Origin of the sequence: Salegentibacter maritimus (assembly GCF_016236975.1) — a bacterium.
GTDB lineage: Bacteria > Bacteroidota > Bacteroidia > Flavobacteriales > Flavobacteriaceae > Salegentibacter > Salegentibacter maritimus.
In genome coordinates, this window is sequence record NZ_JAEHNY010000014.1 from 1 (window position 1) to 12,579 (window position 12,579).

10 protein-coding genes and 1 tRNA gene are annotated in these 12,579 nt (G+C 38.3%); 6 read left to right on the forward strand and 5 right to left on the reverse strand.

Features of this window, described 5'->3' with window-relative positions:
• Positions 1-125, forward strand: a 125-nt coding sequence (locus tag I6U50_RS14000; RefSeq protein ID WP_198639297.1) for a transposase, incomplete at its 5' end; no start/stop codon positions are given.
• Positions 126-221: 96 nt separating this feature from the next.
• Here I6U50_RS14000 and I6U50_RS14005 read toward each other — a convergent pair.
• The 5 genes from I6U50_RS14005 to I6U50_RS14025 all read right to left on the reverse strand — a co-directional run bounded on the left by I6U50_RS14005 (position 222) and on the right by I6U50_RS14025 (position 7,319).
• A tRNA-Asp gene (locus tag I6U50_RS14005) sits at positions 222-295 on the reverse strand.
• Positions 296-382: 87 nt separating this feature from the next.
• Entirely contained in the window at positions 383-1,315 is a 933-nt protein-coding gene (locus tag I6U50_RS14010) for a DUF58 domain-containing protein (RefSeq protein ID WP_198639298.1), read from the reverse strand.
• 192 nt (positions 1,316-1,507) lie between these two features.
• A complete protein-coding gene (gene trxA / locus I6U50_RS14015) occupies positions 1,508-1,825 on the reverse strand; it encodes a thioredoxin (RefSeq protein ID WP_057482647.1) in 318 nt (105 codons plus the stop codon).
• Positions 1,826-2,201: 376 nt separating this feature from the next.
• Complete coding sequence (gene dnaE / locus I6U50_RS14020) at positions 2,202-6,593, reverse strand: DNA polymerase III subunit alpha (protein ID WP_198639299.1); 4,392 nt, start codon at positions 6,591-6,593, stop codon at positions 2,202-2,204.
• A gap of 279 nt (positions 6,594-6,872) precedes the next feature.
• A complete protein-coding gene (locus tag I6U50_RS14025; RefSeq protein WP_198639300.1) occupies positions 6,873-7,319 on the reverse strand; it encodes a ferritin-like domain-containing protein in 447 nt (148 codons plus the stop codon).
• A 265-nt stretch (positions 7,320-7,584) separates the two neighbouring features.
• Here I6U50_RS14025 and I6U50_RS14030 point away from each other — a divergent pair, with 265 nt between their 5' ends.
• The 5 genes from I6U50_RS14030 to I6U50_RS14050 all read left to right on the forward strand — a co-directional run bounded on the left by I6U50_RS14030 (position 7,585) and on the right by I6U50_RS14050 (position 12,428).
• Complete coding sequence (locus tag I6U50_RS14030; RefSeq protein ID WP_193710218.1) at positions 7,585-8,151, forward strand: 30S ribosomal protein S16; 567 nt, start codon at positions 7,585-7,587, stop codon at positions 8,149-8,151.
• 14 nt (positions 8,152-8,165) lie between these two features.
• Entirely contained in the window at positions 8,166-8,693 is a 528-nt protein-coding gene (rimM, locus tag I6U50_RS14035) for a ribosome maturation factor RimM (protein WP_198639301.1), read from the forward strand.
• 607 nt (positions 8,694-9,300) lie between these two features.
• Positions 9,301-10,533: a PAS domain-containing sensor histidine kinase gene (locus I6U50_RS14040; protein ID WP_198639302.1), complete on the forward strand. Its 1,233-nt coding sequence runs from the start codon at positions 9,301-9,303 to the stop codon at positions 10,531-10,533.
• Between the two features lie 34 nt (positions 10,534-10,567).
• Positions 10,568-11,599, forward strand: a complete 1,032-nt coding sequence (locus tag I6U50_RS14045) for a response regulator (protein ID WP_193710215.1) — start codon at positions 10,568-10,570, stop codon at positions 11,597-11,599.
• Between the two features lie 85 nt (positions 11,600-11,684).
• Entirely contained in the window at positions 11,685-12,428 is a 744-nt protein-coding gene (locus tag I6U50_RS14050; RefSeq protein WP_193710214.1) for a universal stress protein, read from the forward strand.
• Positions 12,429-12,579 lie beyond the last annotated feature (151 nt).

Below are 12,579 nucleotides of genomic sequence, written 5' to 3' on the forward strand. Positions count from 1 at the left end.
CAAACCGAAGCACCAATGCTTCAGCTGAATCTTTTAATGCAAAAATAAAAGCCTTTAGAGCACAATTAAGAGGAGTAAGAAATACCGAGTTCTTCTTATTTCGACTCGAAAAATTATTTGCTTAAAAAATCAAAAACCCAGAAAATGTTCTTGATCCCTGATTGATCCCAATTTACCCCATAAAAAAAGCCTCTCATTTCTGAGAGGCTTTTGCAATTTTGCGGTCTGGACGAGACTCGAACTCGCGACCCCCTGCGTGACAGGCAGGTATTCTAACCAACTGAACTACCAGACCGTTGCGTTATTGCGAGTGCAAATATACACCTGTTTTATAATTACACAAACCTTTTTTAAAAGTTTTTTTAAGTTTTTTTTCGGCGAATTAGTCAAACTTTTGTCTTTCAACAAAATAAGCCATCAAAATTTTATCGAAGTTTTTATTGATGTCGGCTTCTACATAAGTAATTTTATATTTGGCACATTCCAATTTAAGGTCTTCAACATATTCTTTCACCGCTTTTTGATAACTTTTCTTAATATTATCCGAATAGAGATCTATTTCTGCTCCGGTTTCCACATCGGTAAATCGTTTCGGTATATTTTCAAAATCAAATTCCAATTCACGCTTTTTATCCATAACATGAAACAACACCACTTCGTGCCTATTATACTTTAGGTGTCTTAACGCTTCAAAAAGGGCCGCTTCTTCGGTATCGGCCTGGAACATATCGGTAAATAAAAAAACCAGGGAACGTCGTTTTAATTTTTCAGCAATCTGGTGAAGAAACGTATAAGTTTTGGTCTCTTTGTGCCCGGTTTTCACCTCCAGGCTTTTGTTTAAGGCATCTAGCAGCCTATATTGTTGCCGGTCACTGCCTTTTTCAGGGGAATAGAACTCAAATTCGTCGCTATAAATACTAAGGCCCATAGCGTCTCGCTGGCGCTTTAGCATTTGCATAATACTGGCAATAGATAGCACAGAAAACCCAATCTTATTAAGCGAATTTATAGAGAATTTATTCACCTGGGGATAGTGCATGGAAGCCGAATTATCCAAAATAAAATGGCAACGTAAATTAGTTTCCTCTTCGTAGCGTTTTGTATAAAGCTTATCGGTTTTAGCAAAAAGCTTCCAGTCTATATGCTTGGTGCTTTCACCATTATTGTAAATCTTATGCTCAGCAAATTCAGCCGAAAATCCGTGAAACGGACTTTTATGAATTCCCGAGATATAACCTTCTACAATTTGTCTTGCCAAAAGCTCTAACTGCATAAAACCCCCAGCCGAACTATATATTTCTTCCTTTAAATTCATAAGCCTCTAATATAAGAAAAGCCCGAGTTAAAGCACTGCAGTTAAAACCAAATAAACTACCTCGAGGCAAGCCCACAACACATTCGCTGAAAAAAAATTAATTTTTAGGCAAGCTTCGGGGTATTACACCCTTTGGCGGCACCAATAAAAAACCCGGCACAAGACCGGGTTTATCATTATAAATGCTAAAACTTATAGCAATTCATCTAAAGCTTCAGCATACGTGTTTTTTGGCGCAACGCCTACCTGGCGGCCTACTACTTCACCATTTTGAAAAATAAGTACGGTAGGAATATTTCTTACTCCATATTTCGCAGCAAATTCCTGGTTGGCATCAACATCTAGTTTTCCTACAACAGCTTTCCCGTCATATTCAGTACTAATCTCGTCAATGATTGGGCCTACCATTCTACAAGGTCCACACCAGGCAGCCCAAAAATCTACCATAACAGGTTTTTCGCTCTTTAGCACCTGTTCTTCAAAATTCGCATCAGTTATTTCAATAGCCATAATTGTTTATTTTTTTCTGTTATACTTAAATCACAAAATTAGTCAATTATTTTTGCTTTCCTTACACAAGTGATATTGTATTTGGTTATATACTTATTCAAGGGATTTATTTGGCGGTTACCCCAGGCTTGTAGCCCGGGGTCGGGCTTTCAGCGCTACATGGTAGCCGGCTTCAATCCCTAACCGGAAAAATCAGTGAGCAGTTGGCTGGTTGGCAGTAAGCAGTTACAGTAAAAATAATTATTATTGAATACGTGACCTATATAGACAACTGCAAGTTCCCAAAGAAATTAAAATAACAGAGAACAAAAGATTGCCACACCCACAACTCACAACTCACAACTCACAATTCACAATTCACAACTGAGAACTGAAATCAATTCAACTTATACATAACCTGTTCTTCTTCCAGCGTATGTAATAGCTCTTGCGATATTTTCACCTTTTGCTTTTTACTGGGCATATGCAGTTTCACCTGTTCTTTCATCTCATACACCACAAAATTCAATTTATGATCTCCCCTATGGGTTCTAAAAACATCTTTAAACCAATCGATTTTTTCTTCCTGAAGATCGGCAATATCCAGCTGTATAGTAAGCTTTTTAGCAAACTGGTCCATCACATCATGCAACAAGTAAATATTGTTAAATTGAATACGTGGCTCTCCTTTTTTGCCTGTTTCCTTATTAGTCCAGCCTTCTTTCACAAAAATCTTGATATGCACAAAAGAATTTGGAACCAAGAAATGCCTAAATTTGAGATATTCTTCTCCAAACATCCTAAATTCATATGTATCGGTATAATCTTCTACCGTAAACATAGCCCAACCTTTCCCCATTTTTGAAACACGGTGCTGCACATCGCTTATCACGCCTCCAAAAGTAAGGTCTCGATTTACGCATTTTTCAAGATCCTGGAATTCTCCAAGCTTAGAATTACAAAAATAATTCATCTCATACTTGAAATCGTCCAACGGATGGCCTGAAATATAAATCCCTACCACTTCGCGTTCTTTTCTAAGCTTCTCCATAGTACCCCATTCTTCACAAGGCGGCACTACCGGTTCTGGGATTTGCACCTCACTGGCTTCCCCAAACAAACTTACCTGAGAAGAATTTTCATTCTCCTGAAATTTGGCCGCATATTTTATCGCCTTTTCAAGAAAGGTAATTCCATCGCCGTCGTCGTGAAAATATTGTGCACGATGGGTATCTCCAAATCCGTCAAAACCACCCGCGAGTGCCAGGTTTTCAAAAGCTTTCTTGTTGGCCGCCCGTAAATCTATACGTTTTGCCATATCAAAAATAGATTTGTACGGTCCGGCTGCGGTTTTTCTGTTTTCTACAATAGTTGCCACAGCGCCAGAGCCTACTCCTTTAATAGCTCCCATCCCAAACCTAACCGCGTTATCTTTATTCACCGAAAATTTATAAAAAGACTCGTTAACATCGGGGCCAAGTACCTCTAGTTTCATGCGTTTGCATTCTTCCATAAAAAAGGTCACCTGCTTAATGTCATTCATATTGTTTGAAAGCACCGCAGCCATATATTCTGCCGGATAATGTGCTTTTAAATAAGCTGTCTGATAGGCTATCCAGGCATAACAGGTAGAGTGCGATTTGTTAAATGCATAGGCAGCAAATGCTTCCCAGTCTTTCCAAATCTTTTCCAAGACTTCTCTTGGGTGGCCTTTAGATTCTCCACCGTCCAAAAATTTTGGTTTTAGTTGCTCCAGTAAGGCAAAGATTTTCTTACCCATGGCTTTACGTAAAACATCGGCTTCACCTTTACTAAATCCCGCCAGTTTTTGCGAGAGCAACATCACCTGCTCCTGGTAAACGGTAATCCCGTAAGTTTCTTGCAGGTATTCTTCCATTTCGGGTAAATCGTAGGAAATCTCTTCGTCTCCATGCTTACGTGCAATAAAACTCGGAATATATTCCATAGGTCCCGGACGGTACAGGGCATTCATGGCAATAAGGTCATCAAAAACCGTAGGCTTAAGATCCTTCATGTGTTTCTGCATTCCCGGAGATTCATATTGAAAAATCCCTACCGTTTCCCCACGTTGGAAAAGCTTATAGGTTTCTTCATCATCTAACGGGAATTCATCGGGCACCAAATCAATATTATGCCTGCCTTTTACTATTTGAACGGTATCTTTAATTAGGGTTAATGTTTTTAAACCCAGGAAATCCATTTTTAGCAGTCCGGCATTTTCCACCACCGAGTTGTCAAACTGGGTTACATAAAGATCAGAGTCTTTAGCGACCGAAACAGGTACATAATTAGTGATATCACCCGGGGTAATAATCACCCCACAGGCGTGAATACCGGTGTTCCTAACCGAACCTTCCAGGATTCGGGCCTGATTTACCGTTTGCGCTTCCAGGTCGTCTCCTTCCGCAATATTTAAAAGTTCATTTACTTTTTCTAAATCCTCGCTCCTAAATTTCTTTTTAAGGTCTTTGTCGTCCAATCCAAAGATCTTTCCTAGCTTGGACATGGTAGGGATCAATTTAGAAATCCTGTCGGCATCACCTAACGGAAGGTCAAGTACCCTGGCGGTATCCCTAATGGAAGATTTTGCGGCCATGGTACCGTAGGTGATAATCTGTGCAACCTGGTTAGCACCGTATTTTTCAATTACATAGTCCATAACCCTGCTTCGACCTTCATCATCAAAGTCAATATCAATATCGGGCATACTCACACGATCTGGGTTCAGGAACCGCTCAAAAAGCAAATCGTACTTAATAGGATCTATATTGGTAATTCCCAAACAATAGGCCACTGCACTTCCCGCAGCCGACCCACGACCGGGACCTACCGAAACATCCAGGTTTCGGGCTTCCCTAATAAAATCTTCCACAATAAGGAAGTAACCGGGATACCCGGTATTTTCAATTACCGAAAGCTCAAAATTTAGTCGTTCTTCAATATCTGGTGTGATTTCCCCGTAACGCTCTTTGGCACCAACAAAGGTAATGTGCTTTAAATAAGCATTCTCTCCACGTTTACCACCGTCTACTTTATCTTCTTCTACTAAAAACTCCTCAGGAATGGTAAAAGCAGGTAAGAGAACATCTCGTGCCAACTCAAAAGGCTCAATTTTATCTACAACTTCCTGCACATTGCTAATAGCCTGGGGCAGATCTTTAAAGAGATTTTTCATCTCTTCGTCACTCTTAAAATAGTATTCCTCATTGGGTAAACCATACCTATAACCACGTCCGCGGCCAATTGGCGTTGCCTGTTTTTCACCGTCTTTTATACAGAGTAAAATATCGTGGGCATTGGCATCTTCTTTTGCGCAATAATAGGTGTTATTAGTAGCTACCAGTTTTACGTTATGCTTTTTGGCAAAATCTACCAGCACTGTATTTACGCGATTTTCATCTTCCTGGTCGTGGCGCATAATTTCGATATAGAGATCGTCGCCAAACTCTTCTTTCCACCATAGCAAAGCTTCCTCTGCCTGTTTCTCGCCTACATTCAATACCTTGCTGGGAACTTCCCCGTAAAGGTTTCCGGTAAGCACAATAACATCTTCTTTGTATTGCTTTACAATCTCTTTATCTATTCGGGGCACATAATAAAACCCGTCGGTATAGGCTTTAGAAGACATTTTAGCCAGGTTGTGGTAGCCTTTTTTATTTTTGGCCAGCATCACCACCTGGTAACCATTATCTTTTCTGGATTTATCGGCGTGATTCTCACAAATAAAGAATTCACAACCTATAATAGCTTTTAATTCCCGGGCATCTGCAGGTTCGTTATTGGCCAGGGCAGCTTCATTTTTTGCTTTAACGGCTTTATTATAATCTCCTACTTCTTTTACAAAGTGAAAAGCCCCCATCATATTCCCATGGTCGGTAAGGGCTACAGCAGGCATGTTCTCTTTTCCTGCAACGCTTACCAAATCTTTTATACTTATGGTTGACTGTAATACGGAAAACTGGGAATGGTTATGTAAATGTGAAAAAAGGACCTCATCAAGTTTTTCGAGGTTTTCTTCAATTTCTTCGGTAGTAATTTCTTCGGAAGGCTCCTGTTTCTGAAGCTTTTTCCTTATTTTATCGGAAGCTTTTTTAAGATTGATATGCTTTAAGCCAATGAGTTTTATAGGCTGCGGATTGGCCTCTGAAAAATTTTCAAAATAATCATCAGCAACATCAAGTTGCTCACTGGTATAGGCTCTTTGGCGCACCAACTCTAAAAAACATCGGGTAGTAGCCTCTACATCGGCAGTGGCGTTATGCGCTTCTCCAAAAGGCTCTCCAAACAAATATTCGTGTAATTCGGTTAGGGTGGGTAATTTAAACTTACCGCCACGCCCGCCGGGAATTTTACACATTTGGGCGGTCACCTCAGTACAGGTGTCTAAAACCGGTAATTCCTGCAGGTTATTTTCCATGGTTTCCCTATGGAATTCGGCACCCATTATATTAATATCGAACCCCACATTTTGACCAACAACAAACTTTGTTTTACTCAAAGCTTCCTGAAACTTCTCTAGCATTTCGCTAAGCGAAATACCTTCTTCGGCTGCAAGCTCGGTAGAAATCCCGTGCACCTTTTCGGCATCATAGGGAATATTAAACCCCTCGGGCTTTACCAGGTAATCCTGACTTTCTACAAGCCTACCCATATCGTCGTGCAACTGCCAGGCAATTTGAATACATCTTGGCCAGTTGTCAGAATCGGTTAAAGGGGCGTCCCAACGTTTGGGAAGACCGGTAGTTTCAGTATCAAATATGAGGTACATGTATGGTAAATATTAGGAATTAATCTGAATATCAGTCGATTGACCCAGGAATTCAAACCAATTGATTTGAGGCTAAAATTACATATAATTTAGCGCAGCTTCAAGCTTATCTTTCAGGATTTATTAACGATTTATACCCCTTCAGATTTAGTATGTTTTTGGGCCAGGAGATAAAAAAACCTCACAGAAACCGTTGAACGATATACTGTGAGGCTCATACGAACACTAAAAACTACTACTTCAATCAAACATCTGTTCGCATAATTTTTATTTTTCTTATCAGGCCTGTAATTTTATTCCTTTTAATTTATTGAGGGCTGCAACAATTCCGTTTTTTTGCTTCAGCAATAAATTTGCTGTAGTTGGTGGTATCTCCGGGTTTTTTAAAACTTCTTCATATTCATCGGCCGCCACCTGCTCGCCCCTAACCGCCTCTTCCAGGGCAGCTTCATCTTTATTAGAAGATAGGCTGCTCTTAAGGTTCATCCAGGTACGATGGGCGTCTCCGGCCAAACTACTGCCCCTTTCAGGATTTTCACCAAAATCGCGAATCTCAGTTTCAAGTTCGTGCCCAAAATCGTAACGTTCCTGGGCCCGTTCAGAGAAAAATGCTTTCAGTTGCGAATCTTGTGCGTTTTCAGCGGCATATTGATAACCTTTTTCGGCGTCCTTGTTCTTTTTCAATAATGTATTTAGCTCGCCGGCAACTTTTTCAGAATAGTTCATAGGCAATCTTTTTAACGTAAAATTGAACCCTAAAGATAAAACGCAATTCTTACAGCAAAAAGCTGTTTAACAGGCTTTAGCACTAATTAACTGCTTTTAACAACTATGTTACTTTTATAGAAAAAGTATTTCTTGATTTTTCTGGTTCTATGCCAATTTCAAGACTATAAATTTATTTTCGGCCAACCTCTTGTGTGTTAGAAAAATATAGTATCTTTGCGGCCTTATTAATAACCGGGGTCGGGAACCCCACAATTTAATTTTTATGCCAGTAAAATTAAGATTACAAAGACACGGTAAAAAAGGAAAACCTTTTTATTGGATCGTAGCCGCAGATGCGCGTGCTAAAAGAGATGGTAAATTTTTAGATAAAATAGGAATTTACAATCCAAATACCAATCCTGCAACTATTGAGTTAGATGTAGACAGTGCGGTAAAGTGGTTAGAAAATGGTGCACAACCAACCGATACGGCTCGTGCTATCCTTTCTTACAAAGGAGCTTTACTTAAAAAGCACCTTGCTGGTGGCGTTAAAAAAGGCGCTTTAACTGAAGAAGAAGCTGAGAAGAAATTCGAAGCCTGGTTGGAAGAAAAAGAAGCTAAAATCGCCGCTAAAAAAGATAACCTAACTAAAGAAGAGCAAGAAGCTAGAAAGAAAGCTCTTGCAGCTGAAAAAGAGGTTAGCGACAAGCGTGAAGCTGAGGCTAAAGAAGCGGCAGCTGAAGCTGAAGCAGCAGCAGTAACCGAAGAAGGTGAACCAGAGGCAAATGCTGATAAGGAAGTTGATCAAGAGACTGCCGAAGAAGCAAAAACCGAAGAGAAAAAAGGCTAAAACCTTAACTGGCGATGACTAAAGACGAGTGTTTCTTTTTAGGTAAAATCGTTAGTAAATTTAGCTTTAAGGGCGAGGTGCTTATTAAATTAGACACCGATGTTCCCGAAATGTATCTAGAAATGGAATCAGTACTCATTGAATATAATGAGAACCTGGTTCCATTTTTTATTGAACGTAGCAACCTGCAGAAAAGTAGCTTACTGCGTGTTAAATTTGAAGATATTGAAACTGAGGAGGATGCCGAAGACCTGGTAGGCGCCCTCACGTATCTTCCACTTACTATGCTTCCGGAACTGGAAGACGATCAATTTTACTTTCACGAAATTATAGGCTTTGACGTAATAGACGCCACTCACGGCAATATTGGAAAAGTCACCTCTGTAAACGACAGTACAGCACAAGCTCTCTTTGAAATAGAAAAGGATGGCAAGCAAATCCTTATTCCTATAAACGATGAGTTTATAGACAAAATAGACAAAGAAAATAAAGCTATTTATGTAAGTACCCCGGAAGGTCTGGTGGAATTGTATTTGAATTAATTTTTTGCTCACTACAAACTAATAATTATTTAGCTGGGTAGCAAGTATTCGAGGTATCCTGCTTTTACTATAATAGGTATGCATAATTCTAAAATGCATTATAAAGCCGCTAATCATTTTAACTTTAATACTATACCCTATTTTAATTGAGAACTCCTGAACCGCAGGATCTTCTTATCCGGTTTTCTTATTGCCCCACCTGGAAAACAAGAGGCCTTTTTATTAGCACCACCACAGGGTATAATACCCCGGGGCCTGCCTCGAAATTAAAATTTGTTTCCAACGAATACCTCGAGAGGCTCACCCCGTGATAATTTGCTTTTAGAAAGTTTACTACACAAATCTGCTATATTAAAGCACGTATCCATCTGTTAAAGAATAAGCAAAAAGAACCACAAAACCAGCTTAAACTATAAACTTTAATTGTGTTTAAGGGTAAAAATCACCAGTTGTATAAAAAATCAGGTTATTTGAAGGAATAATTTATAGTTAGAACCCATTGCCACTGATTTTTTTGCTTGCTTTTCTTTGAAATTAAAGCCTCGTTTTCTTAATAATTTGTTCAACACTTTGTAATTTAGTTTCCTTAAATCTAAAGTAATAAAATGTGCCTCTAGAATTTTTCAAAGAAAACGAGCAAGTATTTAATACCTTATTTGAAGCGGCCTCTGAAGGTGTTGTGGTTGTAAATGCAAAGCAAATAATAGTCACGGTAAATACAGCGGCCTTAGAAATGTTTGGCTACAGTAAAAATGAACTTTTAGGAGCGCACCTCAACATTCTTATTCCAGAAAAGTATAAGGCTAATCACTACGAACATTTTGATAGTTTCATGGAACATAGCGAAAAGCGAAGAATGGGCCATGGCAGGGAATTGTTCGGAGTGAAAAAAAGTGGAGAACAATTTCCGGTAGAAGCAGGATTAAATCCGTTTAAAGTTGATGGAGAATGTTTTGTAATGTCTTTAATAGTAGATATTACAATTAGAAAAGAGAATCAGCGTCAGATTAGAGAATTAAACACTGAACTGGAAGGCAAGATAAAAATTAGAACCCAGGAGCTTAGCAACACAGTTGATAACCTTGAAAAAGAAATCGCCAAAAGAAAAGAGGCAGAAAAGCGTATTAAACTAGCTTTAAAACAGGAAAAAGAACTCAACGAGTTGAAAACAAAGTTTCTCTCCCTGGTTTCGCATGAATTTAAGACTCCGCTTAGCGGAATACTTACGTCTGCTCTTTTGGCTGAAAAATATACCCAAACCGAGCAACAGGCAAAACGAACCAAGCACCTTACCACAATAAAAAACAAGGTGCATTATCTAAATAATATTCTTAATGATTTTCTTTCACTGGAACGCCTGGAATCAGGAAATGTAAATTATAAATACACAGCCTTTAGTCTCAACAAATTAGTAAATGAGGTAATTTACAATGCCAATGTTACGCTCAAGTATGGGCAGGAAATAGATTATAACATTGATATGGAGGATATAACCCTGTATCAGGATGAAAAAATATTAGAGCTTATCTTATCAAATTTAATTGGAAATTCTATAAAATACTCACCAGAGGATTCTACTATCTATTTTAGGATCTATTCAAAGGATAAGAAAATTATTTTTGAGGTAGAAGATGAAGGCATGGGAATTCCCCAAAAAGATCAAAAACATATTTTTGAGCGTTATTTTAGAGCCGAAAATGCCTTATTGAATCAGGGTACGGGTATTGGGCTTAATATCGTTAAAGTACATGTTGAAAATATGGGGGGAACCATATTTTTTGAAAGTGAAGAAAATAAAGGTTCTAAATTTACCGTAATACTACCCAACCAAAACAGATAAATATCGTCTGGGTGTTAATTGAAAATAGCTTAAAATGAAAAAAATACTTTTAATTGAAGATGATGTAACTGTAAGAGAGAACACTGCAGAATTATTGGAGTTGTCAAATTATGAAGTAGTAACTGCCCCCGATGGAAAAAAAGGGGTAGAAAAGGCTAAAAAAGAGATCCCCGATATTATTGTTTGCGATATTATGATGCCAGAACTTGATGGCTACGGAGTACTCAACAAACTGTCTGAAGATCCGGAGACGAAAGGCATTCCCTTTATTTTTCTTTCGGCAAAAACAGAGCATAAAGATGTAAGGAAAGGGATGGACCTTGGCGCAGACGATTACCTCACCAAACCTTTTGAAGAGGAAGACCTGGTAAGCGCTATTGAGAGCCGGTTGGCTAAAATAGCAATTATAAAAGCACAGAAGAATACTAATGAGAAGGAAGCTATCCAAAATTTATCGGCATTTAGAAGCATGATGAAAACCAGGGAGCAGGTACATTTCAAAGCCGGAGAAAATATTTATGAAGAAGGAAAATCTTCACTTCATTTTTATATGGTGGGCCGCGGAGTGGTAAAAGCTCATAAGTTTGATAGTCGTGGAAAAGAAATGATTACCGAATTATATAAAGAAGATGATTTCTTTGGAAACCTAAGCTTTAATAAGAATTCGGCTTATGGAGAATATGCTACAGCGATGGAAGATAGTTTGCTATATGTGGTTTCTAAAGATGATTTACGCGATATATTAAAAAACAACAGTACTATTAGCATAGAATTGCTACAGGAAATGGGAGATCATCTAATGGGGGTAAAAGAACAATTAATGGAAGTTGCTTATGCTTCGGTAAGAAGAAAAACAGCACGCACCATTTTATTATTTGCACATAAAATAAAGAAAAACCCGTTGCATAGTATTAGAATTTCCCGGGCCGATCTGGCGGGGGTAGCGGGTATTGCTTCAGAAACTTTAATAAGAACACTTTCCGATTTTAAAAAAGAAGGACTTATAGAAATTGAAGGAAGAAATGTAAAACTACTGGACGCTGAAAAACTGGAGCATATTAGTTAATTTCATAAAGACCTGACGGCAATCATATTTGGGATTGATCTTTCACGCTATTTTTGGCAAAAATTTAGTGCTGAATTTCAAGCTCATGAACGTTTTAATACTTACAGATTTTTCTACTCAGGCATTTCATGCTGCCAATTATGCCCTGAACTTAAGTTCTGGGAACTCCCATTTTTACGTGCTTCATGCATCTAATGGGGAGGGTACACAGGTAGAGGAATCACTTTTAGCATTAGTAGATAAACTTAAAGAGCAACCTGAATCTAAAAAGCATCGTTTTTCGACACTTCCTTTTTCAGACAACCTTATTTATGCAACCCGTAAGGCTGTTATAGAAAATCACATAGACCTTATTGTTATGGGGGCCTCAGGGAAAAATACGTCTAATTTTCAAGGGCTTGGCGGTAATACCTGTAGTGTGGCCAAAAAAGTGAAATGCCCGGTTTTGGTAGTCCCTAATTGCGATTTTAAAGAATGGGAAAAACTATACCTTCCATTAGACTTACGCTTCCCGGTGAATATCGAAGCTTTGCAATTACTTCAAAAACTGCCGGTGGTAAAAGATGCTGCACTAAACGTATGGGGCTTTGATTTAAAAGATTCTGGTATAGAGATAGATGATTTTAATTTGATTGACTACAAAATAAACCAGCAAATTTTAAAACATGAATCAGATTTTCTGGAAAGTTTTTGGCCCGAAGCCACTTCAAAAGCCAATTTAATCTTATTTTTTGCCCGTCAACTCCATATAACAGAGAAGCTTTTAAATAGGCTTTCTACGGTAGAAACAAGAAAACAAAACCTTCCCGTGCTTATACTTCATGAGTAGACTTTTAAAGTTTGGTTAAAGTTTCTCACTAGCTTATTAAAATATAGCTTTTAGATAATTGTGCTTTTGCTAATTTTAGAAGAAAACCCTATGTTTATACCGAAAATTTAGAGCTGTTTTAAACTTTTTATTTAAAAGGAAAACAGAAAAT

Coding starts and splice junctions, on each gene's coding strand:
- trxA (WP_057482647.1), bottom strand. CDS start 1,825: ATGGCTATTGAAATAACTGATGCGAATTTTGAAGAACAGGTGCTAAAG.
- I6U50_RS14050 (WP_193710214.1), top strand. CDS start 11,685: ATGAACGTTTTAATACTTACAGATTTTTCTACTCAGGCATTTCATGCT.
- dnaE (WP_198639299.1), bottom strand. CDS start 6,593: ATGTACCTCATATTTGATACTGAAACTACCGGTCTTCCCAAACGTTGG.
- I6U50_RS14030 (WP_193710218.1), top strand. CDS start 7,585: ATGCCAGTAAAATTAAGATTACAAAGACACGGTAAAAAAGGAAAACCT.
- rimM (WP_198639301.1), top strand. CDS start 8,166: ATGACTAAAGACGAGTGTTTCTTTTTAGGTAAAATCGTTAGTAAATTT.
- I6U50_RS14025 (WP_198639300.1), bottom strand. CDS start 7,319: ATGAACTATTCTGAAAAAGTTGCCGGCGAGCTAAATACATTATTGAAA.
- I6U50_RS14045 (WP_193710215.1), top strand. CDS start 10,568: ATGAAAAAAATACTTTTAATTGAAGATGATGTAACTGTAAGAGAGAAC.
- I6U50_RS14010 (WP_198639298.1), bottom strand. CDS start 1,315: ATGAATTTAAAGGAAGAAATATATAGTTCGGCTGGGGGTTTTATGCAG.